Consider the following 25,893-nt stretch of genomic DNA (forward strand, 5'->3'; position numbering starts at 1 on the left):
GGGGCTGTCAGGCGAGGGAGCGGGGCGGGTTCGGGTGGACGAGGCCGAGGTCGTAGGCGAGGATCGTCGCCTGGACCCGGTCGCGCAGTTCGAGCTTGCGGAGCAATGCGTTGACGTGGGACTTCACCGTGCCGACGGTGATGCCGAGCTGCCCGGCGATCTCCGTGTTGGTGAGCCCCGCGGCGATCAGGCCGAGGACGCCGCGCTCACGGCCGGTCAGGCTGTCCAGCTCCCGGGGAGCGCTGCCGCCCGGAATGCCGGCGCCCGGTCCGGAGGCGTAATGGCCGATCAGCCGACGGGTGGCGGACGGGGCCAGAACGCTCTCGCCCGCGGCCACCACCCGGATGCCGTCCAACAGTTCGCCCGGGTGCACGTCCTTGAGGAGGAAACCGGAGGCGCCGGAGCGCAGCGCGTCGAACACGTACGCGTCCAGGTCGAAGGTGGTCAGTACCAGGACCCGGGGCGCGTCGGGGCGCCCGGTGATGATCCGGGTGGCGGCGATGCCGTCCAGTTCCGGCATGCGGACGTCCATGAGGACCACGTCGGGCGCCAGTTCCCCGGCCAGGCGTACCGCCTCGGCGCCGTCGGCGGCCTCGCCGACGACCGTCATGTCCTCCTCGGCGTCGATCACGGCGGCGAACCCCGCCCGTACGATGCCCTGGTCGTCGACGACCAGCACCCTGAGACTCATGGTTGTCCCTCCTCGTCATCCTGCTGCACGGACGGCGCCGCGGTCAGCGGCAGCAGGACGCGGACCGGACCCGCGGGGCCGGTGGCGACCGTCCCGCCGGCCACTGCCGCCCGTGCCGACAGCCGCCGGCACAGGGCGGAACGCACGGGGTCCGGAACGCCGATCGCCGTGAGCGTCAACGCGGATCCGTCCGCGTCGAGTTCCACCACCATCGGCTCCTCGCCGCCGGCCGCGAGTACCGTTTCGCAGGCATGGTAGGCAGCCAGGTCCACGGTGGTGGGCAGCCGTCTCGGTATGCGGTCGGTCAGTCGTATCTCGACGTCGCGGCCGGTGGCCCGGAGCTGACGGCCGAGGAGGTCGAGGGCCTGCAGAGTGGGCTGCGGACGCAGCGCGGGCGGGGCCTCGGAGTCCCGGACCGTGTCGAGCAGGGCGCGCATCGCGGCGAGGGCCTCGCGGGCACGCTCGACGACCTCGTCGAGCCGGCCCGCCTCGGCCTGCACGACCATGTCGGCGGTCCGCGTCAGCACGGTGGTCTCCAGCCCGGCGGCGATGCGACGGCGTTCGGCCCACGCGTCCCGCACCGCCTCCTCGGTCCAGGCCGCGAGATGTTCCGCCCGCGCACCGTGGACGGCCCGGCGGCGACGCCCGCGCCGGGTCCCGCCCCACCACGCCACGCCGACCACCAGCGCAGCCTGTGCCGTCGCCCCCGCGGCCAGTGCCCAGACGGAGAAGGGCATGTCCCGGTGCAGAAGGGCGGCGGTCGTGGCCGCCGCGTGCACCAGCACGGCCAGGACCGGACCGGCCCATCCGGACGGGACCGGACGGCCTTCGGTGAGGGACGGACCGGCGGCCGCCGCGCGGGCCGCGGCTGAGGCGATCACGGCGCAGGTGGCGGCCATGCCCAGCAAGGGCGGCAGGAGCACCCAGCCGGTGTACTCGCCTGCGGCCATCGCCACCGGCCAGAGCGGAGCCAGGCCGAACACGACGCCCTGGGCGGTGCGGGGCGCCCGGTGCCGCCACAGCAGCGCGAGCGCCTGCCCCGCGGCCAGCAGCGCGAAGAGCGCACCTGCCGACACCCCCGGACCGGTCGCCGTGGATTCCGCCCGTACCAGCAGAAAGGGAAGCATCGGCTGTACGACGAGGCCGACGGCGGCCGTCACCTGCGCCAGGCGGTACTGCAACGGGGCCGGCTGCCGCACCGAGGCGGCGGCCCGGCCGGGCAGGACCGCCCTCACCTCCCAACCGCCCTCCCCGGTCGGGCCGCTGGTCAGGGTGCCGCCCGCCTCCCGGGCCCGCGACCGCAGAAAGCCCTGCCCGCGCCCGGAGCCGAGGCCGACGCCGTACGCCGGCGAGCCGGCCGGCGGCGCGGCGCTCGTGACGACGACCTCCGTGCGGGCGTCGCCGTACCGGCACGTCACGGTGGTGAGCGCACCGGGCGCGTGCCGCGCCACGTTGGTCAGCGCCTCGCGCACGATGCCGTACACCGCGTCCCCGACGGTACCGTCCGGCAGCGCGTCGATCTCCCACTCCACCTGCTGACCCAGCCGGGAGACCCCGGCGACCAGACCCAGCAGCCGCTCCCGCGGTGACGGTTGCCGGTCCCGTGAGGGCGCCGGCGCCCTCACCGCACCGAGCGCCCGGGTGACCTCACGGCCCGTCTCGGCGGCGAACCGAAGGGCCTCGTCGGCCAGTTCGGGGCGACGGTCGCGCAGCCCGAGTGCCGCACCCGCCGTGACGACCACGGCCGTCAGGTGGTGGGCGCTGACGTCGTGCAACTCCCTTTCCATCCGCCGGCGTTCGGCCGCAGGGAGCCGGTGCCGCTCGAGCTCGGCCCGTTTCAGGCGCTGTTCGGCGGCCCGTCGTGCGAGCCGGCTCCGTCGTACCAGCATCCCGGCGGCGGAGGCGGCGGCGTACAGCCCGGTCGTCAGGACGATGTCGAGCCCATCGCGGTCGCTGAGCCCGTGCAGGGTGATGTTGTACAGGGACTGCCAGGCGGCGAGGGTCGTCACGCACAACAGGGCGGTGAAGGTGTCGCGTTCGCCGGCCACGGTGAACAGGGCCAGGGCCACACCCGCCGTCCCCAGCAGGGCCGTGGCCCCGACGGGCAAGGGGGCGGCGCCCAGCGCACAGGCGGCCGCCACCAGGAGGAGGGTGGTCACCGGTTTCGAACGGCGCAGGGAGAGCGCGGCCGTCACCAGCCCGGCGACGAGGGCCGCCACGAAAAGGTCCACCCCTGCCGGGACGTTCCCGCGGACCAGGTCCGCCCCCGGCCACATGAGGGCCTGGGCGCCGAGCAGCACGAGGGGCGGAAGCCGGTCATCGGTTCTCTTCATAAGGGATCAAGATTATGGCCGCGGGTGGAGGGCCGTCCTCGGGCTCCAGGCGGATCCCGTTCCCTTACCTGGGGTGCAGACGCTGCACCCGCGGTTCCACACGGTGCATCCTTCCGCGGGATGAGGATCACGCCCCGCTCCCGGCCCCAGGCTCGATCACATCGGGAAAGCGGCCGGTGGACCACCGGTTCCTCGACGTTCTCCCGCACCCCGGCACTCCATCGGTCATCGCTCCTGAACGCGGGCGAGCAGCCGCACGGGGGCATTGCTGGAGAGGGAGTCCACTTCGGCGATGCGGTCCAGCGGTTCCCCCGGAGTGATCGTGAACCGCTCGAACAGGGCGCGCAGCGCGATGTGAGCCTCAAGACGGGCCAGGGGAGCGCCCAGGCAGTGGTGTGCGCCGTGACCGAAGGCGCGGTGCCGGTGGGCGTCGGTCCGGCCCGCGACGAACGCGTGCGGGTGAGTGAAGGTTTCGTCGTCGCGGCCGATCGCGGCGGTGTGGATCATGACGGGCTCGCCCTTCCGGATGGTGACTCCCGCCACCGTCACGTCACGTGCCGCGTAGAGGAACATCGTGGTGGCGGCGGGAGCGTCGTACCGCAGGGATTCCTCCACCACCCCCGGCCAGGGGTCCCCGTCGCGGTCAGGGGCCAGGAGGAGGCCGAGCTGGTCGGGGTGCTGCAACAGGCGCCGGATCGCGTTGGTGATCAGGTTCTGGGTCGTTTCGTGGCCCGCGACCAGCATCAGGAACAGGGTTCCCGCCAGCTCCTCCTCGCTGAGCCGGCCGCCGTCGAACTCGCGGATGAGGGCGGTGGTGAGGTCGGCCCCGGGCACCGCGCGCTTGGAGGCGATCAAGCGGGCCATGGTGCTGAAGATGCCGGCCTGGGCTCCGAGGCGCTCGCCGGGCGGCGCCGTACTGCTGATCAGGAGGCGGGTGTCGACGGCCAGCTGCCGGCGCATGTCGTCATCGTCGACCCCGAACAGTTCACAGATCACGCGCACCGGCAGCTGGAACGCGAACGTGGCCCGCAGGTCGATCTGCTCGCCGGGGGGAGTGGCGGCGAGGACATCGAGGAGTTCGCGGGTGATGTCCTCGACACGCCCACGCAGGGCCTCGACCCGGCGGGCGGTGAAGGCACGCTGCATCGGCTGACGCAGGCGCGTGTGGTCCTCGCCGTCCCGGACGAGCATGGTCTCCGCGGTGAGGATCTTCAGCATCGGCCAGTCCTTCGGCACCAGGCCGTCCTGGTACGCCCGCCAGTACCTGGGCGACTTGCGCATGTCCGGGTGGGTGAGGAGCTGATCGGCCTCGGAGCGCCGGGTCACCGCCCACGCCACCACCGGGTCGGGAAGCTCCACCGGGACGATCGGGCCGAGTGCCTGGAGGGCGCGCCCCTCGCCGGGGAAGTCGCCCCCGAGGGGATCGATCCGGTAGAGGGGCCGGGCGAGTTCCAGCTCGTGGGGGGCGGGGACGTGGTCGGTGAGCCGGGGCTCGACGAGTTCCATGCGGGACCTCCGAAGATGGGTGGTTGTGGTGAATCCGGCCTGTGCCGGCTCCGTCTCGGTGAAGGCGTCGGGGAGGGCGGTCAAGGCCCGCGCGACGAGGCAGGGTCCCAGGACAGAGGCCTGTCCGGTGAGGCGGGGACCATCCGCGAGGGCAGCGCTTCCGCGGCCGGTCCGCGAGCGGGCGTCGGCGCCGAGCGCGAGGTGTGCGCGGTGGTGAGGCACGTACGTGCCGGGAGGAGGGCCGAGCACCGGGCCTTGGTCGGCTCCGGCCGACCGCCCTTCCGCCCCACCGCGGCCGGCAGCCCGCGCGCACGCCGGCTCCGGCCCCCCGGCCCGTGCGCCGGCCCCGTCCGTCTCCACCATGTCTGGAACAACGAAACCGACCAGCTCAGGCAACGTTCCGAATGGATACCGGAGCCTGTGCCCGAGGGGGATCGCTCCGCGGGACCGCCGGAATACGGCGTCCGCCGATGCCGTTGCACGTTTTGCATGGCATGCCCGAATCAAACTGCTCGGGTGAGGGCGGAAGGAGCACCTCATGGCACGCAGCACCGCGAGGCCGGTCGTCAGGCTGAAGTCGACAGCCGGTACGGGGGTCACCTACGTGACCCGCAAGAACCGTCGGAACGACCCCGACCGGCTGGTCCTGCGGAAGTACGACGCGGTCGTCGGCGAACACGTCCTCTTCCGCGAGGAACGGTGAGATCCGCCTCCGCCGCCCCGGCGGCGGAGGCGGCCGAGGAAGGACCTCCCGGGAGGCACGGCATCCGTCCCGTCTCCCGCCCGGTCGACTTCCGCGACCGCGCGTCCGGCTTTCAGCCGCTCACCCGCTCCACCACCGAGTCGCCGCACACGGTGGAGCGGGGGACGGTGCCGTCTGCCCGGTCGTCGACGTGGAGATCTCGTCGGCCGGCCACCCGTTCCGCACCGGCGCCTCGCGGCTCGTCGGCACCGCGGGCCGGGGGGAACGCTTCGATCGGCGCTACGGCACCGCCGCGGCTCGCCGCCGACAGCGGCATTCCCGTCCGGTCCCGAGGAAGGAGACCGTGATGAAGGGACGCACGTCCCTGCGCTCGCTGAAGCTCAGGCCCGGCGCCCAGGTGGTGCGCCGGCGGGGCGCGACGTTCGTGATCGACAAGAAGAATCCGCGGTTCAAGGCTCGCCAGGGCTGACGAGCGGCCTCACCGGCCGGACGGCCCGGTACCGCGAACGTGGTACCGGGCCGTGGCACGGCGTCCCGCGCGTCGCCCGGCCAGGACGGAGCGGCGTCGTGTCCGCGCCCCGACCCCCCGTGCGGCGCCGCCTTCCTCCGCTCCGCCCCGGCCTGTGAAGCCGTTCTCGCTCGCCGGCCGGTCAGCGCTCCAGGTCCGCGCGCATCTCGACGAAGAGCTTGCCCGCATCGGCGAGCGTGCTGTCCTCGAAGAGCGCGACGGCCGCCGTGCCCTCGTCGGCCCAGCCGCAGACGACGTTGCCGTCCTCGCTCAGCGAGGCGAGCAGGCACTCCACCGAGCCGCCGAGCGGTCCCGGTTCCACCGGCTGAGCCTCGGGGAGCCCCAGCTCCGGGTCCCACCGGATGTACTCGAGCATGCCCCGGAACAGGTGCTCACGACGCTCGTTGGTGTCCTCGGGCACATGACCGACGCCTTCGAACAGCACCGGCGCGCCCCGCCCGCCCGGCTTTCCGTAGTTGCCGGTGACCAGCGTCATGCCGTCCCGCATCTCACCAGGGTCGACAGGGACGTCCACCAGGGCTCTGTCCCCGGTCAGCTTGTCCAGGCCACCCGCCCTGGGAGCGTCCACCAAGGCGCGCGGACCGCTTCGCTCCGCCGAAGGCGTCGGTGACGCGGGCGCGGAGACCCGCCCGCTCGGGGAGGCGGCGGGAAGCCCCGCGTCGTCCTCCCGGCAGCCGCCGACCGTCAGCATCGCCAGTACCGCCACGGCGGTCAGGCCCGTTCTCGCCGCAGACCCACACTTCATCACGTCCCCCGCTGTCGTTCCGTCCAGGGTGTTTCCCGCCGCTCCGGGCGGCGGCAATGATCAGTGACGAGCCGTCCCGGCCGGATGGTTCCCGCCCCGGGCACGAGGATCCGCCGCACGACTACGACGAGAGCCGGCGCCGGCGCGACGGCCGGTGGTTGCGGGTGCGGAGGGCGAAGGCGGCGAGCGCGGTGGTCATCGTGGCGGTCAGCCAGACCGCGCTGTGGACCAGGGGACTCAAGGTGGCGTTCCGGGTGAAACCCGCGGCGAGACTGGTCTGCAGGGAGCCGTAGCCGGGAAGCAGCTCGACCAGGGTTCTGTCGGCGGCGGTGCTGGCGACGGGATTCTGCGGCGCGAGGTCGATGATGCTGGTCATGATGATCGTGACCAGTCCTTCGACCTCGCCGCGCAGGAAGAGGGCCAGGCACATGCCCATGGCCCCGTAGACCAGGCAGATCGCCAGGACCGCGATGCCGAGGAGGAAGGGCTGGAGGGGGGACCAGAACAACAGCATCCAGGCAGTGGCGTAGGTGCTGACCAGTACTGACGCGACCAGGAGCGTGGTGAGCTTGGCGCCGACGAGGGCGGCCCGGGGATAGCCGGACGCGGTGAGGCGACGGTCGAAGGCCCTGGTGCGGCGTGCGGCGCTGAACATCAGGAATCCCACGAGGAGGGACACCGCGTTCAGGGAGCCGCTGATCATCGTGATCTCGTCTCCGCCGGCGCGCAGCCAGGTTCCGGTGGCGCGCAGCCGGAAGGGGAACGTCTTCGGTGTGGTGAGGGTCTTCGCCACGGTGATCCACATCGGGATGAAGGCGATCAGGAGCACGGCGGCCAGCCGGTTCTTCGCCATGGCCAGCAGGGCGTAACGGCAGGCGACCAGGTAGGCGCTCATGCGGGACCCACCGTGGGGGAGGGGCCGAGGAGGCCGTCGCGCAGATGGTGCAGGACGTCCAGGCGCTCGGTGTCGTGGGCGAGGTGGGAGACGATGATCACGGTGCGTCCGCGGTCCTTCAGCTTCTGGGCGAGGTCCCAGAACCGCAGGTAGGTCTCCCAGTCGAAGCCCTGGTACGGCTCGTCGAGCAGCACGACCTCCGGGTCGTGCATCAAGGCCAGGACCAGGTTCAGCTTCTGCAGGGTGCCGCCGCTGAGGACTTTCACCGGCGCGTCCAGATAGTCGGCCGCGCAGAGCGCGTCGATCAGCTGGAGCGCGCGGTCGGCACTCGGGAGACGGTAGGCGACCTGGAAGAGACGCAGGTGCTGGCGCACGGTCAGTTCCTCGTCCAGGACCGGGTGCTGCGGGCAGTAGCCCCATGTGCCCACCAGCTCCACACGCCCGTCGTCGGGGCGCAGGTCTCCGCTGAGGACGCGCAGCAGGGTGGTCTTCCCGGAGCCGTTCTCCCCGACGATGCCCACCAGCTGCCCCGCCCGCGCCTCGAAGCCGACACCGCGCAGGACCTGCCGGGACCCGAAGGCCTTGCGGACCGCCGTGACGCGCAGCACCACCGCCGCTCGGCGCCTCATGCCCGGACCCGGACGGCCGAGCCCGCGCACCGCCGGTCCCGCGGGTCCCCGCAACGGCCGGATCCCCGGTGAGGGGAGGGGGGGCCGTTGTGCGGGGCGGTCCCGTCGGCCCACCGCGGCAAGGCCTCGTCGAGGACGGCGGCCCGGGCGTGCGCGCGTTCGGCGAACGGACGCCGGAGGGGCGGCGTGCCCTCGTCCCGGTCGGCGGACGGCGGGCTCGAACTGGCCACGGGGCCTCCTCGGGAGCGGTGGGGTGCACGGGTTCCGACCGGCCAACGACGCACGGGCCCCTCGGGACACGTCAGGAACGCTTCCGGCGCGCGTTGCGGGACCGGGGCGTGAGCCGGCACGGGAAGGATCCAGGACGGCGGTCCCGCTCACCCCGTGCCGTCGCACCGGCCGTCCGGTCGTCCGCGGACGCCGCCCGACGGAACGGGGTCTCCTCGCGGCGACTCGGCTCACCGCCCTGAACAGGCAGGACGGGCGCTCCGGGTGAGGTCGCGGAAACTCGGGGAAAAAGTTCGGCAGCCGACGGGAGGTTGTTGTGAAGGGTGGAGACGTGGAACTGGGCGAGTTGCTGGCCGCCGCGGAGGCTGCGCCGCCCGGTGCGTCCGTCGACGTGGTGGCGCACGATCTGCAGAAGCGGTTCGGTGCGGAGCGTGTGTCCTTCCTGTTCGTCGACCTCGTCGGTCAGCGGCTGGTACGGCTCACCACGGCCGACGGCACCGCCGCGGACCCCGGGGGGCTGATCGACCTGCGGGGCAGCGTCTACGACCGCGTACTGCGGAGCCAGCGCCAGCACGTGGAACAGGACCGCCAGGGCGCGCTGCGCGTCATCACGCCGGTCACCAACCGCGGCGACTGCATCGGTGTGCTGGAGGCGACCCTGCAGTCCGCCGACGCCGCCGTGCTCCGGCAGGTCCGCGACGCGGCTCACGCGCTGGCCTACATCATCGTCACGGACCGCCGCTTCACCGACCTCTACCACTTGGGCCGGCGCACCACCGAGACCAGCCTGGCCGCGGAGATCCAGCACCAGCTGCTCCCCTCGGCCCCCTGTTGCGAAGCGGCCCAGTTCACCCTCGCCGCCGGGCTGGTCCCGGCCGACGACATCGGCGGCGACACCTACGACTACACCCTCGACCGCGACACCCTGCACCTGTCCGTCACCGACGCCATGGGCCACGACACGGACTCGGCCCTGCTGGCCACCTTGCTGGTCGGCGCGCTGAGACGGGCGCGCCGCAGCGGATGCGACGCCCTCAGACAGGCCGAGCACGCCCACCGGGCCCTGCTGAGCCACAGCCGCGGCCTGGCCACCGGACAACTGCTGTGCGTCGACCTCGAGACAGGCCTCTGCGAGCTGGTCAACGCCGGCCATCCCCGGCCGCTGCGGCTGCGCGACGGCGCCGTCGAGGAGGTCGAGCTCGCCGTCAACCTGCCGTTCGGCGTGGTGGCGCCGACCCCCTACCGTCTGCAGGAGCTGCAACTGCGGCCCGGTGACCGCCTGATCCTGCTCACCGACGGGATGCAGGAGCGCGGCGCCGCAGCCGTCGACCTGCCCGCGCTCGCCCGCGACACCCGTGCGCTGCATCCGAGGGAAGCCGTACGGAGCCTGACCGGCGCGGTGCTCGACGCCTGCCACGGCAACCTCAAGGACGACGCCACCGTTCTGATACTGGACTGGCACGGCAAGTGCCGAAGACCGGACGACACCGCACAGGGCTCGCAGCGATGAGCCGCCGGCCGCCGTACGGGACCCGACGCCGGGCCACGCGACCGCCACCACGTGAACCGGCCCGGCCCGGGCGTCGCGCCCAGGCCGCGGGGCTGACGCATTCCGTACCGCCCCGGCGTCGTCATCGGCGTCCGGTGCACCCTGGACGTACGGAGCCCTACCGGAGAGTGACCGCGTAGACCTGCACCCGAGGATCGTTCCGGAGGGTGAGGGAACGCACCGTCTTCGAGGCGTCGAGGTCCGCCGAGGAACCGAACAGACGCACCGGCGGGCCGTCCACGCCCTGTCCGCGCTTGATCCGGTGCGGCGTCTCCAGCACCACGGAGCCGCCCTGCGGTGCCGCTCCCGCCCAGTCGCCCACGGTGACCGGCGCCTCGGTGGTGGTGCCGTCGGTGTAACGGACGGTGAGCACGGTCGCCACTGGGCCGTGATGGGCCGCGGCGACCAGGCGCAGCGCGCCGTACGACCCGGCCGGGAGCAGCATGGCCTGACCGCGGGCCTCGACGAAGTTCGCAGCCGTCCCGGACGGGTCGGGGGCGTCGTAGGTCACGCCGTCCCACGCGACCGGACCCGCCGCGGGCAGCAGGTCACCGTCGTAGCTCCATCCCGCTCCGTCGAAGTCGCCCTCGCCGGAAGCCGCGACGGTCGCGGTGCCGTCGTGGTTCACCTCCTCGCCGAGGTCCACGGCGCACTGCTCCCCGTCGTCCGCCACGCAGCGGGCCGCGGCGCGCACCTCGATGGTCGCGACCCGTTCCACGCTCTTCACCCCCTTCGCGGTCGTCGTGACCCGCACGGTGTACGAACCCGGCGCGGTTCCGGCCGGCACGCTCACGTCCACCGCCGCGGTCCGCTGGACGGGGAGCCGACGGGACGTCAGAGAGAAGGGCTCGGAGGTCTTCACGGTCCAGCCGGCGGGAGCCTTCGCGTCGACACCCACCCGCAGCGTGCCGGGGGACTGGCCCAGCACGTCCAGCTCCAGACGGACGTGCTGCGTGCTGTCCGCCGTCGGCAGGACGTCGGAACCGGTGCGCAGCGACGCGTCGAGGTGCCGGCGGGAATCGGCCGCCGCACGGTTCACGGACGGCGGCTCAGCGCCCTTGCCCGTCCCCCATGCCGACGGCTTTCCGGCCATCTCGAAGACGAGGCTGCCGCCCTTGGCGACCGCGTCCCAGTCCAGCCAGGTGGCGCGCAGGTTCCTCCCGTCGAGCTCCGCCCGCTTCACGTAGCGTCGCGTGTCGCTGGTGCCCGGTGCCCTGACGGTCAGAGTCCCGCCCTGCTCGTTCCCGTGGGCGCCGATGCGGATGACCGCCGACGGGAACTGCGGACTGGAGACGGCGAGGAAGCCGCCGCCGTTCGTCGTCGGGTACAGGCCCAGGCTGGAGAAGACGTACCAGGCCGACATGGTGCCCAGGTCGTCGTTGCCGGTCATGCCGTCGGGCCCGTCCGTGAAGAGCGTCATCGCGGCGCGGACCACGGTGGCGGTCTTGGCGGGCGCGCCGGCCCACGCGTACATGTACGGGGAGTGCAGGTCGGGCTCGTTGTTCGGGTTGTAGGTCGGCTTCCCGTAGTAGTCGTACGGCGCCGAGATCCAGTCCTCGCGGGCGGTTCCGGCGGGGTCCGCGAGGAGTTCGTCGTAGGCGAAGAAGGCGTCGAGCCGCTTCTCGGTCTCCCGCTTGCCGCCCATCAGGGACACGAGCCCGGCCGGGTCCTGGGGCACCAGCCACTGATACTGGTGGGCGCCGCCCTCGTGGAACTGGTGGCCCGCCTCGACGGGGTCGTAGGGCGTCAGCCAGGTGCCGTCGGTCGTGCGGGGCCGGAACTGCCCGATGGAGGAGTCCCACAGGTTCCGGTACCACTGGCCGCGGGCGGCGAACAGGCGGGCGTCCGCGGTATGCCCCAGCCCCCCGGCCATCAGGGCCAGTGACGCGTCCGCCGCCGCGTACTCCAGGGTCGCCGAAGCGGGATGACGGCAGTCGTTGTCGCCGCCCTTGTGCGCACAGTCCTCGCCCGGTTCGAGCCCGCTGGGGATGTAGCCGCGCTCCTGGTAGGCGGCGACTCCCGCACGGCCGTTGTGGGGGGAGTCGTCCGGCGGCGTGCCGAGGGCGTTCTTCCGCAGGAGCGCGTACGCCTCCTTCTCGTGACCCGCGAGCAGGCCCTTGGACCACGCCTCGACGAGGAAGGGGGTCACCGGGTCGCCGGTCATGATGTTGGTCTCGCTGTTGGCGAGCGACCAGCGCGGCAGCCAGCCGCCGTCCCGTCCGATCGCGACGACGGACAGCGCGACGTCGCGGGCGACCTTCGGCTGCAGCATCTGGAGCAGTTGGTTCTGCGGCCGGTGGGTGTCCCACAGCGACAGGTTCTGGTAGGGCGTGAATCCGGACGCGGTACGGGTCTTCCCGTCGAATCCCGCGTACCGGCCGTCGACGTCCCCGGCGAGGTTCGGGTGCAGTTGTGCGTGGTAGAGGGCCGTGTAGAAGGCGCGTTGCCGCTCGGCGGACCCGCCGTCGATCCTGACGGCGGCGAGCTGCCGTTCCCAGGTCGCGCGCAGCGCCGCGCGGGTGGCGTCGAAGTCGTACGAGTCGTCGGTCTCCGCCTTCAGGTTCTTCCGGGCGCCCTCGACGCCCGTGTAGGAGAGCCCCACCTTGACGACGACGTCACGGTCGGCGCCGGCGTCGAAGGTCACCCAGGCGCCGTTCCCGCCCTCACCGGCCGCGTCCCGCCCGCCGGGGGCGGGGGTGGCGCCCCGCCAGGTGCCGTGCGAGGCGAACGGCCGGTCGAAGGTCGCCGTGAAGTAGACGGTGTGCCGGTCCTTGCCGGCGCAGAAGTCGCCCGCCTCGACACGGCCCTCGACCGTCCGGTCGCCGACGACGTGCACCTCCGAGCTGTACACCTTCTGGTTGGCCTTGCCCGTGTTGAACAGGACGTTGGCGCGGTCGGTCGCGGGGAAGGTGTAGCGCTGCCATCCCGTGCGGGGCGTGGCGGTCAGCTCGGCGTCGATGCCGTACGTCTTCAACCCGACGCGGTAGTAACCGGGTTCGGCGTCCTCGTCGTCGTGCGAGTAGGCCGAGCGGTAGGTGTCGGGGTCGACGCTGTCGACCGCTCCGGTCGTCGGCATGAGCGGCAGCTCGCCCATGACCGAGCAGCCGACGCCGGAGAGGTGGGTCTGGCTGAATCCGTGGATCCCGTCCTGCTGGTAGTCGTAGCCTCCCTGGCCGCCGGTGTCCGGGCTGACCTGGACCATGCCGAAGGGGGCACTCGCGCCGGGAAAGGTGTTGCCGAAGTTCTGTGTGCCGATGAACGGGTTGACCAGGGAGGTCGGCCGGGAAGCGGCCGCAGGGGCCTGGGCGGCGGCCGGCGCCGGGCCCAGGGCGCCGCCGGCGACGAGCAGTGCGGCGAGGACTGCCGACGCGCGGTGGCGCCCTCGGCGGAGGGGGCTGTGCATGGAAGCGGTCTCCTGTTCCTCACCCGTCATGCGCTGCGCGACATGAGAGGCGATCTCCGAACGACGGACGGGAAGGGGAGGGCGGCAGTGCGCAGGTCATCGCGGTGAGCCTCCCCCCGTAGCGCGATCAGCGGCACTCGGCTGGACGGAAGCGGACTAGATCACGCACCTGACATCGTTGTCAATACTTTCGGCGCCGACTGGCGCCGGCGCGTCGCCCCGACTCGAAGCACCGCCTCGTCACCGGTGGGCACGGCAGTCCGCTCACGGTCCTTCCGGCCGGCGGCTACCGCGACGGCGCCAGCCGGCTGTCGCGCCCGCTCGGCGCGGTCACGCCCGGCCCGAGGCCGGGCCGGCCGGCACCACCGTGGGCCGGCCCCGCTGTCCGCCGGCCGCGGTGACGGCCGCGACGTCCACGGGCGTCGGCACTCCGGACGTGACGGAGAGCGGAAGCGCCCGTGGCCGCTCCCCGGCTTCCGCTCGCGCCGTCGACTCGCGCAAGAGCCAGGGGAGACGGCGGCTCCTCCGGGAACCGGCCGCCCGCCCGGGCGGCACCACGGGGGACACGGGCTCAGGGCCGGGGAGGGGTCAGCGAGGCGATCTCCTTCCCGCGCCTGTCGTGGAGGGCGACGCCGTCGACGGTGAGGTCCTCGTGGAGGGGGACGTCGGCGTACCAGACGCCCCAGTCGGGCTCACCGGGCAGTCGCACCACCGAGGCGGTGACCTCGCCGTCGCCGGTGTCGACGACGACGCGGCCGACGTCGACGGTGCCCGTGTACAACCCGGACAGGAAGAAGCGGTCGCCCACGGGCTCCGTCATCAGGCCCACGGTGGGGCGGCGGCGGTCGACGTTGCCGTCGGCCACGCTCCGGAACTGGTGGTCCGTCTCCGGTGTCGACCAGTGCTTGCCCTCCTCCGTCAGCCACAGCTCCACACCCGCCCCGGCCCGGACGCGCTCACCCGGCGCCACCACCCGCACCGGCCCGGCCGTGTGCGGCGCGCCCGGCGGCGTCGGACGCGTCGCCGCGACCTCGTTCCGCTTTGGGGGGCTGTGGTCCGGGAGGGCGGCGCGGACCGTGACGACGGTCAGCGGAGCCAGCAGCAGGCCGCAGCCGATCAGCAGCCCGGCGGTGCGCCGACGCCGTCGGGCACGGCCTGCCCGTTCGATGGCGGCCAGCGGAACGGGGGAGGGCGTGAGGCCGTCGGCCACCTCACCGAATGCGTCACGCAGCCGTTCGCTCTCATGCCGAGACTGCGGGGAGGGCCGGGAGGTCCGGGACATCAGCGCTTCGCTTCCTGGTCGACGGGGCGGAAGGTGAGGAGGGGATGGGCGCGCAGCGCCTCCAGGCCGCGCCGGGCGTGCGTCTTGACCGTGCCGACGGAGCAGTTCAGCGCCGCGGCGATCTCCTGCTCGCTCATGTCCTCCCAGTAGCGCAGCACCACGACGGCGCGCTGGCGGGCGGACAGGGCCGAAAGGGCCTCGACGAGGACGGTGCTCCGCTCGACGGCCTCGGCGTGCCCGCCGTGCGTCCGGTGCACCGACTCGGGCAGGAACGGCACGAGCAAGTGGGCTATGCGCTTCTTGCGCACCCGGCTGATGTTGTTGTTGACCAGGGCCCGGCGTATGTAGAGGTCGACCTCGTGGCGCGGGATTCTCCGCCATCGCGCGTACGTTTTGGCCAGCGTGGTCTGAACGAGGTCCTCGGCCTCGTGGAAGTCGCCGGTGAGCATGTGAGCCGTACGCACCAAGCGGGGCCAGGCCACGGTGGCGAACTCGGCGAAGTCGGCGTGGCTCTCGTGCGTCACGACCATGGATTCCTTGGGTTCAAAGGCGGGGGAAGGCGACAGGCGCGGGGGCGGACGAGGGCGTGGGCCGGACAGGTCCGGCCCACGCCCGTGAGGGTCACCTCCTGGGAGCCGCCGGGGCTGTCAGGGAGGCTACGGCCGGGAAGGGGTCAGTGAGGCGATCTCCTTCCCGCGCCTGTCGTAGAGGGTGACTCCGTTGACGGTGAGGTCTTCGTGGAGGGGGACGTCGGCGTACCAGACACCCCAGCCGGGCCTACCGGGAAGCCGCAGCACGGAAGCGGTGACCGCGCCGTCGCTCGTGTCGACGACGATTCGGACCGAGTTGTGCTTGGTCACGTGGACGCCGGAAAGGAAGTAACGGTCACCCACGGTTTCCGCCATCAGGCCGATGCCGGGGCTGCGCAGGTCGATGTTGCCGTCGACCACGCTCCGGAACTGGTAATCCATCTCCGGTGTCGACCAGTGCTTGCCCTCCTTCGTCAGCCACAGCTCGACACCCGCCCCGGCCCGGACGCGCTCACCCGGCGCCACCACCCGCACCGTCCCGGCCGTGTCCGAAGCCGACTCGCCGATCCGGTGATGGGCGGGCGCCGCGGCCGGCGCCTGCGCCGGCGTGACGGCCTGCGCCACGCCCGGCGCTCCCGCCAGCGCGACCGCGACCGCGACGGCGGCCGCGCACTTGTTCGTTACCGTCATCCGTGTCATGGATGGGGACTCCTTGCGGATCGTTCCGATCGGACAGGGTGGAGGGCGCCTCTCCACCCCTTCTAACGCCGTCCGTCCCGTGTTCCGATGACACGGTCCGCCGCCCGATTCCCGCGGGGCCGTCGAAGTCGTGCGGCGCTGCCCGAGGGAGCGGTGACGCCCGGGAGCGTTCCGACCGGGGCGCGGGCCGGTTCACCCCGCGCAGCGCCCGCTTGCACCGGCGGGCTCGTCGGGCCGCCCCCTGCGGCGACCGCCCGGCGACGTCGCCACCTCCGGCCCGCGGACTCCGTGGCGGCCGGGGCCCGGGGACAGCGGAATGATCACCCGGTGGCGGGTGTGACCACGGCAGCCGGTGGGCCGCGACCGGTGGCGTGGAAGCGTGCCGGTCCGGCGGCGGCCGACTGCTCCACACGGCGGAATGTTTCCCTCCAGCGGGTCTCCCGACGAGGCCGCGCTCCTGCGGACGGGGCAGCGTGGTGCGGCAGAGGTCGGCGCTACGAAGGGAAGAGCGGATGTCGGACTTGAGTCGGCGCGGTCTGCTCATAGCCGGTGGGGCCATGGCCTCCGCAGCCGGTGCCGCCGGAAAGTCCCGCGCCCTCGCCGGGGGAGGGAGCGGCCCGGGTGACAGCGGGGGAGGTGACGACGCCTGGCGGGCGAAGATCGACGTGCACCACCACTTCACCGCTCCGCAGTGGGTGGAGTGGGCGGAGCGCGAAGGGGTGGTGCGACAGGAGGAGCTGCTGTGGTGGTCGCACTGGGACGCGGACTCCACGCTCGCTCTCATGGACCGGACGGGAATCGCGACCGCCGTCCTCAACCCCGCCATGCCGGGCCGCTACCGTTCCGCGGCGCAGGCCAGGGAGGGGCTGTCCGTCGTCTTCGAGGCGCTGACCGGCTTGATGCGCGAGCACCCGGGCCGTTTCGCCTTCCTCTGCCCCGCTCTCCTGGACCACCCCGAAGTCACCACATGGGCGCTCCGCCGCGCCCTCGACGAACTCGGCGCCGTCGGAGTGAGCGTGAAGGCGAACCACAACGGCGTGTACCTGGGCGATCCCTCGTACGACCGCTTCCTCGCCGAAGTCGACGAACGTTCCGGCGTCCTCTTCACACACCCGCTCGACCTTCCGGGGAAACCGCCGGGGGAGCCCACCGTTCCCGGGGTCCCGAACTTCCTGTGCGACTTCATGCTGGACACCACGCGCGCCGCCGTGAACCTGATCCGCACGGGGACGCTCGACCGGTACCCCCGCCTGTCCGTCGTCCTGCCGCACGGCGGCGGATTCCTTCCCCAGATCGCCACCCGTCTCGAGGCCTTCGGCGACTTCTGCACCCCGCCCCTCGACGCGGCCCGTGTGCGGGAGGGCCTCCGCCGTTTCCACTACGACACGGCGGGCCCGCTCGCTCCGGCGTGCACCCTGGTGGAGACGGTCGGCGCCGACCGGATCCTCTTCGGCACGGACTGGCCGGCCGCCTCCGCCGAGGTCGTCGCCGACTTCACGGTGCCGGCCGTCGAGGCCGACCACGCGTTCACCGAGCACCAGCGCCGGGGCGTCTACCGCGACAACGCACGGCGGCTCATGCCCGCGCTGAAGCGCGCCGACCACACCGGCCGCCGGAGGAAGGACGGGCGGAGCGCGCGTGACGAGCGGGGGGACGGAACCGGCTCGCTCCGGACGTCGGCACCGGCCGGCGCCTCCAGGTCCTCCTGACACCCGAGCGGTGCGATCACGGGACGGCCCCGTACGGCATCCCCGACGATCAGGGCGGGCGTCGACGGCCGTCGTACGCGCCCAGGCGTGCGCATACGGCGGAGAGCCGCCCCCGCGGCCGCTGCGCCGGTGTGGGCGGCAGCGCGCGGGAACCGCCACGTCCCGCCGGCACGGTCCGGCGCCACGCGGGAGCGCGGTCGGTGACCGCCGTCGGCTCCGGCCCGTGACGCCGACGGTCACGCGCCCGAAGCGGCCCGGTACGCGGCGGCGTTGCGCACGAAGAGCTCGTGCAGATCGCGGACGGCCCGGGGGACGGAACCGGAGTGCCGACGCTGCAGAACCAGCAGCACCTCGGTCCCGTCCCCCGTGAGCGGCCGCACGGTGATCGTGCCGTGCCGCTCGAGCGGGTCCCCGACGACGCTGAAGTCCGGCAGCACCGTGGCCCCCAGTCCTTCGGCGACCATCAGCTTGCCCATCTCCGCGCCGTCGGTGGAGTACGAGAACACCGGCGTCCGGCCGCGGAGCAGACGGTGCAGGAAGCGATGCATGACATAACCGGACCGCATGACGACCAGGGGCTCGGCCAGGAGGCTGTCCACGTCCACCGCGCCCATGGCGGCGAGCGGGCTGTCTGGGCGCACGCACACCACGGGCCGGCCGCGCAGGAGTTCGGTGGTCTCGAAGCCGGGCGGCATGTCGTCGCCTCCCAGATAGTTCACCAGCCCCAGGTCGAAGGAGCCCTCCAGCAGCCCGCGGTGGATCCCGGCCTGCTGCGCGCCCACCAACTCGACCTGTGTCACCGGGTGCGCGGCCCGGAACTCCCGTACGGTCGGGACGACCAGCGGGACGGTGGCCGTGTTGACCGTGCCGAGCCGGACCATGCGGCTGATGCGGTGCTGGTCGTCGGCCGCGCCGCGCAACCGGTCGACCGCGTCCAGCACGCTCATGATGTGCGGCAGCAACTCCCGCCCCTCATCGCTGATCTTCGCACCGGACCGTTTGCGCTCCAGCAGTTCCACACCGAGTTCCCGCTCCAGATTGCGCACGGTCTCACTGAGTGCGGGCTGGGACAGATGAAGTTCCTCGGCGGCCCGCCGAAGCGACCCCGACCGGGTGACGGCGGCGATGTATTCGAGCTGTTCGATACGCACGACAGGAGACTGCCGACCCCGGCGCTCCGGGTTCAAGGGAATCCCTGTCACAACCTCGTGAATACCGACTCCCAGGATGTGGAATCAGAGCAGGGCGTCCTTGACCGGCCGGACGCGCCGATGCTTTGATCGAGGACATGAAGCGACAGGATCTCACGCGGCGACGCCACGTCGACCTCGCCCGTGTCTGCAGCTCCTGTTGTCGCTGCGGGGCCTGAGCGCACCGAGGGAAACCCTCGCAGTCGCGTCGCCCGTTCTCCCCTTCCGTGAATTCCGGTCCCGGCCGCGTCCCCTCGTGACGGCGGATTTCCCGGGAACGCCGCTCACATGCACCTGAATTCCGGAAGTTCCTTCGTCACGCTTTCGCACAGCATTCGCCGGCCAGGAGTTTCCCATGCCCGAATTCCCCGGAACCGACCCCGTCCGCTTCGCCTACTGGGTGCCGAACGTCAGCGGCGGCCTCGTCACCAGCACCATCGAGCAGCGCACCGACTGGGGCTACGAGTACAACCGCGAACTGGCCCGGCTCGCCGAGGACAACGGCTTCGACTACGCCCTCAGCCAGGTCCGCTACATGGCCAGTTACGGCGCCGAGTACCAGCACGAGTCGACCAGCTTCAGCCTCGCCCTGCTCCTCGCCACCCAGCGGCTCAAGGTCATCGCCGCCGTCCACCCCGGACTGTGGCACCCCGGTGTCCTCGCCAAACTCGGCGCCACCGCCGACCACCTGTCGGGCGGCCGCTTCGCCGTCAACGTCGTCAGCGGCTGGTTCAAGGGAGAGTTCACGGCCCTCGGCGAGCCCTGGTTGGAGCACGACGAGCGCTACCGCCGCGCCGAGGAGTTCATCACCGCCCTGCGCAGCATCTGGACCGAGGACCACGCCGAACTGGCCGGTGACTTCTACCGCCTGCGCGACTTCTCCCTCAAACCCAAGCCGCTCAACACCCCCGGACGCCCGCACCCGGAGATCTTCCAGGGCGGCAACTCCACCGCCGCCCGGGCCATGGCGGGCCGTGTCTCCGACTGGTACTTCAGCAACGGCAAGGACTTCGACGGCGTCACCGAGCAGATCACCGACGTCCGCGCCTCTGCCGCCCGAGCGGGACGCACACCACCGAAGTTCGGGCTCAACGGCTTCCTCATCGCCCGCGACACCGAGGCCGAGGCCCGCGAGACCCTCCGCGAGATCGTCGCCAAGGCCGACACACCGGCCGTCCACGGCTTCCGCGACGCCGTCCGCCAGGCCGGGCGGTCCACCGCCGACGGCAAGGGCATGTGGCAGGACTCGGGCTTCGAGGACCTCGTCCAGTACAACGACGGCTTCCGCACGGGTCTGATCGGCACCCCCGAGCAGATCGCCGAACGGATCGTCGCCTACAAGCGGCTCGGCGTCGACCTCCTCCTCCTCGGCTTCCTGCACTACCTGGAGGAGGTCGAGTACTTCGGCAAGCGGGTGCTGCCCCTGGTGCGCGAACTGGAGGCCCGGCGACCCGAGCCGGAGCCCGCCGCCGCCCGCGCCTGACCCCCTGCGAAAGGAGACCCCTCATGAGCACCGCCACACCGACCGACTGGCAGACCGCCCCCCTCCCGAAGGACCCGGAGGGCTGGATCACCCGAGCCACGGAGGTCGCCGCCGTCCTCGCCACCGACGCGGCGGCCCGGGACGAGGCCGCCGCCACTCCCCACGAGGAGGTCCGGCTGCTGAAGGAGTCCGGCCTGGTCACCCTGCTCGGCCCCGTCGAGCACGGCGGAGGGGGCCAGGACTGGACCACCGCCTACCGCGTCGTCCGCGAGGTCGCCAAGGCGGACGGCTCCATCGGCCAGCTGCTCGGCTACCACTACCTGTGGAACTGGGCCGCCCGCCTGGTCGGCACCCGAGAACAATGGGAGCGGGTGGAGGCCGACGCCGCCCGGGGCCGCTGGTTCTTCGGCGGCGCCGTCAACCCGCGCGACGCGGACGTGGTCGTGCGCGACGAGGGCGACACCCTCACCTTCACCGGACGCAAGTCCTTCTCCACCGGCAGCAAGGTCTCCGACGTCACCGTGCTCGAAGGCGTCCTGGAGGGCACCGACGACCACGTCTTCGCCATCGTCCCCTCCGACAGCGAGGGCCTGACCTTCCACGACGACTGGGACAACATCGGCCAGCGCCTCACCGAGAGCGGCGGCGTCACCCTCGACACCGTACGCGTCCCCTGGCAGGCCGCGGCAGGATACGTCGACAAGCGGTTCCGGCCCCGCGTGTACAACACGCTCAACGTGCCGACCATCCAGCTCGTCTTCGTCAGCTTCTACCTCGGCATCGCGGCCGGCGCCCTGGAGACCGCCGCCACCTACACCCGCGCCAAGTCCCGCCCCTGGCTGCACGGCGGCCACGACCGCGCCGTCGACGAGCCGTACGTCATCGACATCTACGGCGACCTCACCGCCAAGCTGTGGGCCGCCGAGGCACTGGCCGACACCGTGGCCGCCGAGGGCCAGAAGCTGCACGACGACCCGGACGCGGTCACCGAGCAGGCCCGCGGCGAGTTCGAGGTGCGAGTGGCCGCGGCGAAGGCCCGCGCCACCGACGTCGCCCTGGAGATCACCCACCGCATCTTCGAGGTGACCGGCGCCCGCGCCACCGCCTCCGCCGAGGGACTCGACCGCTTCTGGCGCAACGTCCGCACGCACACGCTCCACGACCCCGTCGCCTACAAGCGCCGCGAGGTCGGCCGCCACGTCCTCACCGGCGAACTGCCGCAGCCCACCTGGTACTCCTGAAAGGTCCCTCCCATGGCCACGATCCTGTCCGTCTCCGGCAGCCCTTCCGCCACCTCCCGCACCGCGCGCCTCCTCCGCCACCTGGACCAGCGGCTCATCGCGCAGGGACACGAGGTGATCCCCTTCGACGTCCGCACCGTCCCCGCCGAGGCCCTGCTCGGCGCGGACTTCCGGCACCCGGCGATCGTCCGGGCCACGGCGCTGGTCGAGCAGGCGGACGGGGTCGTGGTCGGCACCCCCGTCTACAAGGCCGCCTACTCCGGGCTGCTGAAGTCGCTGCTCGACCTGCTCCCGCAGTACGCACTGGCCGGCAAGACGATCCTCCCGCTGGCCACCGGCGGCTCCACCGCCCACGTCCTGGCCATCGACTACGCGCTGCGCCCCGTACTGAGCTCCATGGGCGCGACGCACATCGTCCCGGGCTGGTTCACCCTCGACAAGGACATCACGGCGGGCGACGACGGCACCCTGACCGTCGCGCCGGGCTCGGCGGAGGCCCTGGCGCAGGTCACGGACCGGTTCTCCGCCGCTCTCGGCGGCCGCACGACCCTGCTGGCGGCCACCGGATGAGCGCCGCGCACGTGATCGCCGACGACGCCGAGGCCCTCGCCGTCGCCGCGGGACTCGCCGCGGAGTTCCGCGAGGGCGCCGCCGGGCGGGACGCCCACCGCCGGCTTCCGCACGCGGAGGTGGAGCGGCTCTCGGCGTCCGGGCTGCTCGCCGTGTCGGTACCGGCCGAGTTCGGCGGGGCGGACGTCGGGGCGGCCACGCTGGCCGAGATCTTCCGGCTGCTGGCCACCGCCGACGCCAGCCTCGCCCAGATCCCGCAGAGCCACTTCGTGTACGTCAACGTGCTGCGCCGGCAGGGGACGTACGAGCAGCGGAAGTTCCTCTTCGGCCAGGTGCTGGCCGGCCGGCGGTTCGGCAACGCCCAGTCCGAGGCCGGGACCGGGCACGTGCAGGACATCCGCACCCGGCTCGCGCCGCGCCCGGACGGTTCGTACGTCCTCGACGGCGTCAAGCACTACTCCACCGGAGCCCTGTTCGCCGACTGGATCCCCGTCCTCGCCCGCGCCGAGGACGACACCCTGCACGTGGCGTACGTGCCGCGGGACGCCCCGGGGCTCACCGTGATCGACGACTGGGACGGCATGGGGCAGCGCACCACCGCCAGCGGAACCGTCCGCCTGGAATCGGTGCCGGTCCCCGCGGACCGGGTCGTCCCGCACCACCTCACCTTCCGGGGCCCCCAGCTCCACGGAGCCGTGGCCCAGTTGCTGCACGCGGCCATCGACGTCGGGATCGCCTCCGGCGCGCTGGCCGAGGCGGTGGAGTTCGTCCGTACCAAGAGCCGCCCCTGGTTCGAGAGCGTCGGAGAGGGGCACGCCACCGCGGCGGAGGACCCGCTGCTGATCCAGCGGTTCGGTGAACTGGCGATCCGGCAACGGGCGGCCGAGGCCCTGCTCCGCGAGGCCGCCCGCGCCGTCGACGCCGCCCGCGCCGGCCTCACCGACGACTCGGCCGCCGCGGCCTCCGTCGCGGTGGCCACCGCCAAGGTGACGGCGGCCGAGGCCGCGGTGGAGATCGGCAGTGCGCTCTTCGAGGTCGCCGGGACCCGCTCGGCGCTCCACTCCCTCGGCCTGCACCGCCACTGGCGCGACGCCCGCACCCACTCCCTGCACGACCCCGCTCGCTGGAAGGTCCAGCACATCGGCCGCTACGTGCTGAACGGCACCAGGCCGCCCCGGCACGGACTCCTCTGACGAAACACACCCCAGCGCACCCGATCGGAGCCCCGCGTGTCCCTCACCTTCCACTGGTTCCTGCCCACCAACGGCGACAGCCGCCATGTCGTCGGCGGCGGCCACGGCACCCCGGCCACCGAGACCGGCCGCGACCGGCCCCCCACGGTCGCCTACCTGAGCCAGATCGCCCGCGCCGCCGAGGACCTCGGCTTCGTCGGCGCCCTCACCCCGACCGGCGCCTGGTGCGAGGACGCCTGGCTGACCACGGCCATGGTCAGCCAGCGGACCGAGCGGCTGAAGTTCCTCGTCGCCTTCCGGCCCGGCTTCGTCTCACCGACGCTCGCCGCGCAGATGGCCTCCACCTTCCAACGGCACACGGACGGACGCCTCCTGCTCAACGTCGTCACCGGCGGCGAGAGCCACGAGCAGCGCGCCTACGGCGACTTCCTCGACAAGGACGCCCGCTACCGCCGTACCGGCGAGTTCCTGCAGGTGGTGCGCGCACTGTGGGCCGGCAGGACCGTCGACCTGCACGGCGAGCACCTCCGCGTCGAGGACGCGCGTCTGGCGCGGGTGCCCGACCCCGTTCCCCGGGTCTACTTCGGCGGCTCCTCGCCGATCGCCGGTCAGGTCGCCGCCCGGCACGCCGACGTCTACCTCACCTGGGGCGAGCCGCCCGCGCAGGTCGCCGAGAAGATCGCCTGGATCCGGACGCTGGCGGCCGAGGAGGGCCGCGGCATCCGCTTCGGCATCCGGCTCCACGTCATCACCCGCGACACCTCGGAGCAGGCATGGGCCGAGGCGGACCGGCTCCTGGACGGCTTCGACCCGCAGACCGTCGCCTCGGTGCAGGCCGGCCTCGCCCGCAGCGAGTCCGAAGGCCAGCGGCGCATGCTCGCGCTGCACGACGGCGGCAGCCGCGACCGCCTGGAGATCCACCCCAACCTGTGGGCCGGCATCGGCCTGGTGCGCGGCGGCGCGGGCACCGCCCTGGTCGGCAGCCACGACGAGGTCGCCGACCGGATCAAGGAGTACGCGGCCCTGGGCATCGAGGAGTTCGTCCTCTCCGGCTACCCGCACCTGGAGGAGGCGTACTGGTTCGGCGAGGGCGTCCTGCCCAGGCTCCGGGCGCAGGGGCTGTGGCGGCACCCCTCCGGCGAGCGGACGGTCCCCGGCGCGCAGGTGCCCTTCGCCGGCGCGGGGAGCCGGTGACGACCGGCGTCGGGGCGCGCTCGCACCGGGCGTCATCCGGTCAGGCGGGTCACCACCGAGCGCATCGCGCGAAGCAGGGCGGGGCGGGTCTCCTCGGGCGCGTCGAGGGTCTCGAAGCCGTGGTGGCCGTTCGGGACGTCGATCAGTTCCAGGTGCGCCCCGCAGTCCTCGGCCGCGGCAGTGAACGCCTCCACGGTGGCGGCGATCTCGGGTGTCTCCCGTCCCGCACGGAGGAGGACGACGGGCAGGGTGCCCGCGTGCGCGACCGCCCGGGCCGGGTGGAACCGGTCGCCGGTCAGTCCCCAGTTGGGCAGCGGTGCCAGGATCGGGTAGGAGGCGGCCAGGCAGCGCAGCCAGGCCGGGGGCTTCGCCAGCCAGTCCGCGGCGAGCAGGCCGCCGCCGGAGAAGAACCACAGGGCGATCCGGCCGGCGTCCACCCGGGGATCGGCCCGTACCCGTTCCACCGCGGCGGCGACGTCGTCGGCGGCGCGTTCGTAGCCGGCGACGTCGTGCAGCCGGTGGTCGAAGGTCGCACCGACCATGCCCTCGGCGGCCGCCAGGCGGGCGTACCCCACCAGGGTCGGCCAGTCGCGCGGGGCCGGCCGGGCCCCGGCGGGCACCGGGCCGCCGTGCACGAGGACCACGGCCGGTCGCGGGCCCTCGGCGTCGGGAACGTACAGGTCGACCTGCCCCTTGCGGTCCCGGGGCAGCTCGGGCACGTCCAGGGGGAACGGGCGCAGATGGGCGGGCGGTGCGCCGGCGCCGGCCGGTCGCAGGCGGTGCCCCTCGCCGGCCGCGGCCCGCAGCAGGACGTCCGTCAGTTCGGCGGGGCAGGACAGCATCGGCCAGTGTCCCGTGGGCAGTTCGAAGAAGGTGACCCGAGGGCCGGTCAGGGCCGCCGTCGTGGGGTCGCCGAAGTCGACGAGCCGTTGCACCAGGTCGATGCCGACGCCGTTGCGGGTGCACAGCACCCCGGTGGTGGGCACCGCGGCCACCGCTCCGGTCAGCCGCAGCGGCTGGAGCAGGGTGCCGAGCGGCTGCGGTGCGGCGAGGGCGGTGAGCCGGTCCAGCGCCGCGGCGGAGAGGCCGGCGGTGCTGCCCCAGCGCTGCCACCCGTCACGGGACGGCGGCGCCAGCCCGCCCGCTCGCTCACCGCGCCGGGCCCGCTCGGCCAGCCGGGCACGCAGGGCCTGGTCCGGTACGGCGGCCAGGGCCGGGACGCCGTTCTGCGGCATCCCGCAGTCCAGGTACACGACGCGGGCGACGCGCAGTGGCCGCCGGTCGGCCGCGCCGAGCACCGGGTGGATGCCGTAGTCGTGACCGACGAGCACGACCTCCCGGCCGGACGCCGCGTCCACCGCGTCGATCGCCGCGAGCACGTCCGCGATGTGCGCCTCCAGATCGACGGAGGCCGACGCGGCGGGGCGGTCCGCGTCGAGTCCGGTGAGCGGGACCGCGTGCGCCTCGCCGCCCGCCGCGGTCAGCCGCGCGGCCGTCTCCTGCCACACATGGGCGCCGGTGAACACGCCGGACACCATGATGAATACGGTCATGGCCCTCTCCTCGGGTCCGTCACAGGACGTCGCGCCGG

At 73.0% G+C, this 25,893-nt stretch carries 21 protein-coding genes and 1 pseudogene; 10 read left to right on the forward strand and 12 right to left on the reverse strand.

The window, feature by feature from the left end; all coding sequences use genetic code 11:
* Nucleotides 1-7 precede the first annotated feature (7 nt).
* The 3 genes from ACZ8ZB_RS32750 to ACZ8ZB_RS32760 all read right to left on the reverse strand — a co-directional run bounded on the left by ACZ8ZB_RS32750 (nt 8) and on the right by ACZ8ZB_RS32760 (nt 4,530).
* Nucleotides 8-691 carry a response regulator gene (locus ACZ8ZB_RS32750; RefSeq protein ID WP_470741187.1) on the reverse strand — a complete coding sequence of 228 codons (684 nt, stop codon included), beginning with the start codon at nt 689-691 and terminating at the stop codon, nt 8-10.
* Nucleotides 688-3,024, reverse strand: coding sequence for an ATP-binding protein (locus tag ACZ8ZB_RS32755; RefSeq protein ID WP_470741188.1), 2,337 nt, complete (start codon nt 3,022-3,024; stop codon nt 688-690). Before ACZ8ZB_RS32755 ends, ACZ8ZB_RS32750 begins: the two co-directional genes overlap by 4 nt.
* Nucleotides 3,025-3,249: 225 nt before the next feature.
* Complete coding sequence (locus ACZ8ZB_RS32760) at nt 3,250-4,530, reverse strand: cytochrome P450 family protein (RefSeq protein ID WP_470741189.1); 1,281 nt, start codon at nt 4,528-4,530, stop codon at nt 3,250-3,252.
* 538 nt (nt 4,531-5,068) lie between these two features.
* On the opposite strand from ACZ8ZB_RS32760, the gene rpmG reads away from it, so the two are divergent.
* The 3 genes and pseudogenes from rpmG (at nt 5,069) to ACZ8ZB_RS32775 (ending at nt 5,702) form a co-directional block, all read left to right on the forward strand.
* Complete coding sequence (gene rpmG, locus ACZ8ZB_RS32765) at nt 5,069-5,233, forward strand: 50S ribosomal protein L33 (RefSeq protein ID WP_470741190.1); 165 nt, start codon at nt 5,069-5,071, stop codon at nt 5,231-5,233.
* A 62-nt stretch (nt 5,234-5,295) separates the two neighbouring features.
* Nucleotides 5,296-5,534: pseudogene (locus ACZ8ZB_RS32770) on the forward strand (50S ribosomal protein L31); the annotation flags it as partial.
* A 45-nt stretch (nt 5,535-5,579) separates the two neighbouring features.
* On the forward strand, nt 5,580-5,702 hold the full coding sequence (locus ACZ8ZB_RS32775) for a ribosomal protein bL36 (RefSeq protein WP_470741641.1): 123 nt from the start codon (nt 5,580-5,582) through the stop codon (nt 5,700-5,702).
* Between the two features lie 181 nt (nt 5,703-5,883).
* Here the strand turns inward: ACZ8ZB_RS32775 and ACZ8ZB_RS32780 are convergent, their stop codons facing one another.
* The 3 genes from ACZ8ZB_RS32780 to ACZ8ZB_RS32790 all read right to left on the reverse strand — a co-directional run bounded on the left by ACZ8ZB_RS32780 (nt 5,884) and on the right by ACZ8ZB_RS32790 (nt 8,031).
* Nucleotides 5,884-6,468: a hypothetical protein gene (locus ACZ8ZB_RS32780; protein ID WP_470741191.1), complete on the reverse strand. Its 585-nt coding sequence runs from the start codon at nt 6,466-6,468 to the stop codon at nt 5,884-5,886.
* 160 nt (nt 6,469-6,628) lie between these two features.
* Complete coding sequence (locus ACZ8ZB_RS32785; protein ID WP_470741192.1) at nt 6,629-7,402, reverse strand: hypothetical protein; 774 nt, start codon at nt 7,400-7,402, stop codon at nt 6,629-6,631.
* On the reverse strand, nt 7,399-8,031 hold the full coding sequence (locus tag ACZ8ZB_RS32790; RefSeq protein ID WP_470741193.1) for an ABC transporter ATP-binding protein: 633 nt from the start codon (nt 8,029-8,031) through the stop codon (nt 7,399-7,401). Before ACZ8ZB_RS32790 ends, ACZ8ZB_RS32785 begins: the two co-directional genes overlap by 4 nt.
* A gap of 544 nt (nt 8,032-8,575) precedes the next feature.
* On the opposite strand from ACZ8ZB_RS32790, the gene ACZ8ZB_RS32795 reads away from it, so the two are divergent.
* Nucleotides 8,576-9,769 (forward strand): PP2C family protein-serine/threonine phosphatase, encoded by a 1,194-nt coding sequence (locus tag ACZ8ZB_RS32795; RefSeq protein ID WP_470741194.1) that lies wholly within the window; start codon nt 8,576-8,578, stop codon nt 9,767-9,769.
* 157 nt (nt 9,770-9,926) lie between these two features.
* Here ACZ8ZB_RS32795 and ACZ8ZB_RS32800 read toward each other — a convergent pair whose 3' ends face one another.
* From ACZ8ZB_RS32800 to ACZ8ZB_RS32815, 4 genes are all read right to left on the reverse strand, one after another.
* Nucleotides 9,927-13,211: a GH92 family glycosyl hydrolase gene (locus ACZ8ZB_RS32800; protein WP_470741195.1), complete on the reverse strand. Its 3,285-nt coding sequence runs from the start codon at nt 13,209-13,211 to the stop codon at nt 9,927-9,929.
* A gap of 571 nt (nt 13,212-13,782) precedes the next feature.
* Nucleotides 13,783-14,421 carry a hypothetical protein gene (locus ACZ8ZB_RS32805; RefSeq protein ID WP_470741196.1) on the reverse strand — a complete coding sequence of 213 codons (639 nt, stop codon included), beginning with the start codon at nt 14,419-14,421 and terminating at the stop codon, nt 13,783-13,785.
* A 71-nt stretch (nt 14,422-14,492) separates the two neighbouring features.
* Nucleotides 14,493-15,017 carry a SigE family RNA polymerase sigma factor gene (locus tag ACZ8ZB_RS32810; protein ID WP_470741197.1) on the reverse strand — a complete coding sequence of 175 codons (525 nt, stop codon included), beginning with the start codon at nt 15,015-15,017 and terminating at the stop codon, nt 14,493-14,495.
* 132 nt (nt 15,018-15,149) lie between these two features.
* Complete coding sequence (locus ACZ8ZB_RS32815; protein ID WP_470741198.1) at nt 15,150-15,722, reverse strand: hypothetical protein; 573 nt, start codon at nt 15,720-15,722, stop codon at nt 15,150-15,152.
* A 512-nt stretch (nt 15,723-16,234) separates the two neighbouring features.
* On the opposite strand from ACZ8ZB_RS32815, the gene ACZ8ZB_RS32820 reads away from it, so the two are divergent.
* Nucleotides 16,235-17,431: an amidohydrolase family protein gene (locus tag ACZ8ZB_RS32820; protein ID WP_470741199.1), complete on the forward strand. Its 1,197-nt coding sequence runs from the start codon at nt 16,235-16,237 to the stop codon at nt 17,429-17,431.
* A 236-nt stretch (nt 17,432-17,667) separates the two neighbouring features.
* Here ACZ8ZB_RS32820 and ACZ8ZB_RS32825 read toward each other — a convergent pair whose 3' ends face one another.
* Entirely contained in the window at nt 17,668-18,582 is a 915-nt protein-coding gene (locus ACZ8ZB_RS32825) for a LysR family transcriptional regulator (protein ID WP_470741200.1), read from the reverse strand.
* A gap of 394 nt (nt 18,583-18,976) precedes the next feature.
* On the opposite strand from ACZ8ZB_RS32825, the gene sfnG reads away from it, so the two are divergent.
* Genes sfnG through ACZ8ZB_RS32850 form a run of 5 tightly spaced genes read left to right on the forward strand, consistent with a single transcriptional unit; the run spans nt 18,977 to nt 24,302 of the window.
* On the forward strand, nt 18,977-20,104 hold the full coding sequence (gene sfnG, locus ACZ8ZB_RS32830) for a dimethylsulfone monooxygenase SfnG (RefSeq protein ID WP_470741201.1): 1,128 nt from the start codon (nt 18,977-18,979) through the stop codon (nt 20,102-20,104).
* Between the two features lie 23 nt (nt 20,105-20,127).
* Nucleotides 20,128-21,345, forward strand: coding sequence for an acyl-CoA dehydrogenase family protein (locus ACZ8ZB_RS32835; RefSeq protein WP_470741202.1), 1,218 nt, complete (start codon nt 20,128-20,130; stop codon nt 21,343-21,345).
* A gap of 12 nt (nt 21,346-21,357) precedes the next feature.
* Nucleotides 21,358-21,915 (forward strand): NADPH-dependent FMN reductase, encoded by a 558-nt coding sequence (gene ssuE, locus ACZ8ZB_RS32840; protein ID WP_470741203.1) that lies wholly within the window; start codon nt 21,358-21,360, stop codon nt 21,913-21,915.
* Entirely contained in the window at nt 21,912-23,108 is a 1,197-nt protein-coding gene (locus ACZ8ZB_RS32845; protein WP_470741204.1) for an SfnB family sulfur acquisition oxidoreductase, read from the forward strand. The genes ssuE and ACZ8ZB_RS32845 overlap by 4 nt, the downstream gene beginning before the upstream one ends.
* A gap of 36 nt (nt 23,109-23,144) precedes the next feature.
* Nucleotides 23,145-24,302 carry an LLM class flavin-dependent oxidoreductase gene (locus ACZ8ZB_RS32850; RefSeq protein WP_470741205.1) on the forward strand — a complete coding sequence of 386 codons (1,158 nt, stop codon included), beginning with the start codon at nt 23,145-23,147 and terminating at the stop codon, nt 24,300-24,302.
* A gap of 32 nt (nt 24,303-24,334) precedes the next feature.
* Here the strand turns inward: ACZ8ZB_RS32850 and ACZ8ZB_RS32855 are convergent, their stop codons facing one another.
* Nucleotides 24,335-25,855 (reverse strand): alpha/beta hydrolase, encoded by a 1,521-nt coding sequence (locus tag ACZ8ZB_RS32855; RefSeq protein ID WP_470741206.1) that lies wholly within the window; start codon nt 25,853-25,855, stop codon nt 24,335-24,337.
* Nucleotides 25,856-25,893 lie beyond the last annotated feature (38 nt).

This window comes from Streptomyces sp. 12E, assembly GCF_055633275.1.

Excerpts from the sequence above, each read along its gene's own strand:
- ACZ8ZB_RS32760 (WP_470741189.1), bottom strand. The coding sequence starts at position 4,530 with ATGGAACTCGTCGAGCCCCGGCTCACCGACCACGTCCCCGCCCCCCAC.
- ACZ8ZB_RS32835 (WP_470741202.1), top strand. The coding sequence starts at position 20,128 with ATGAGCACCGCCACACCGACCGACTGGCAGACCGCCCCCCTCCCGAAG.
- ACZ8ZB_RS32775 (WP_470741641.1), top strand. The coding sequence starts at position 5,580 with ATGAAGGGACGCACGTCCCTGCGCTCGCTGAAGCTCAGGCCCGGCGCC.
- ssuE (WP_470741203.1), top strand. The coding sequence starts at position 21,358 with ATGGCCACGATCCTGTCCGTCTCCGGCAGCCCTTCCGCCACCTCCCGC.
- ACZ8ZB_RS32755 (WP_470741188.1), bottom strand. The coding sequence starts at position 3,024 with ATGAAGAGAACCGATGACCGGCTTCCGCCCCTCGTGCTGCTCGGCGCC.
- ACZ8ZB_RS32845 (WP_470741204.1), top strand. The coding sequence starts at position 21,912 with ATGAGCGCCGCGCACGTGATCGCCGACGACGCCGAGGCCCTCGCCGTC.
- ACZ8ZB_RS32820 (WP_470741199.1), top strand. The coding sequence starts at position 16,235 with ATGTCGGACTTGAGTCGGCGCGGTCTGCTCATAGCCGGTGGGGCCATG.
- ACZ8ZB_RS32785 (WP_470741192.1), bottom strand. The coding sequence starts at position 7,402 with ATGAGCGCCTACCTGGTCGCCTGCCGTTACGCCCTGCTGGCCATGGCG.
- sfnG (WP_470741201.1), top strand. The coding sequence starts at position 18,977 with ATGCCCGAATTCCCCGGAACCGACCCCGTCCGCTTCGCCTACTGGGTG.
- ACZ8ZB_RS32855 (WP_470741206.1), bottom strand. The coding sequence starts at position 25,855 with ATGACCGTATTCATCATGGTGTCCGGCGTGTTCACCGGCGCCCATGTG.
- ACZ8ZB_RS32800 (WP_470741195.1), bottom strand. The coding sequence starts at position 13,211 with ATGCACAGCCCCCTCCGCCGAGGGCGCCACCGCGCGTCGGCAGTCCTC.
- ACZ8ZB_RS32815 (WP_470741198.1), bottom strand. The coding sequence starts at position 15,722 with ATGACACGGATGACGGTAACGAACAAGTGCGCGGCCGCCGTCGCGGTC.
- ACZ8ZB_RS32750 (WP_470741187.1), bottom strand. The coding sequence starts at position 691 with ATGAGTCTCAGGGTGCTGGTCGTCGACGACCAGGGCATCGTACGGGCG.
- ACZ8ZB_RS32790 (WP_470741193.1), bottom strand. The coding sequence starts at position 8,031 with ATGAGGCGCCGAGCGGCGGTGGTGCTGCGCGTCACGGCGGTCCGCAAG.
- rpmG (WP_470741190.1), top strand. The coding sequence starts at position 5,069 with ATGGCACGCAGCACCGCGAGGCCGGTCGTCAGGCTGAAGTCGACAGCC.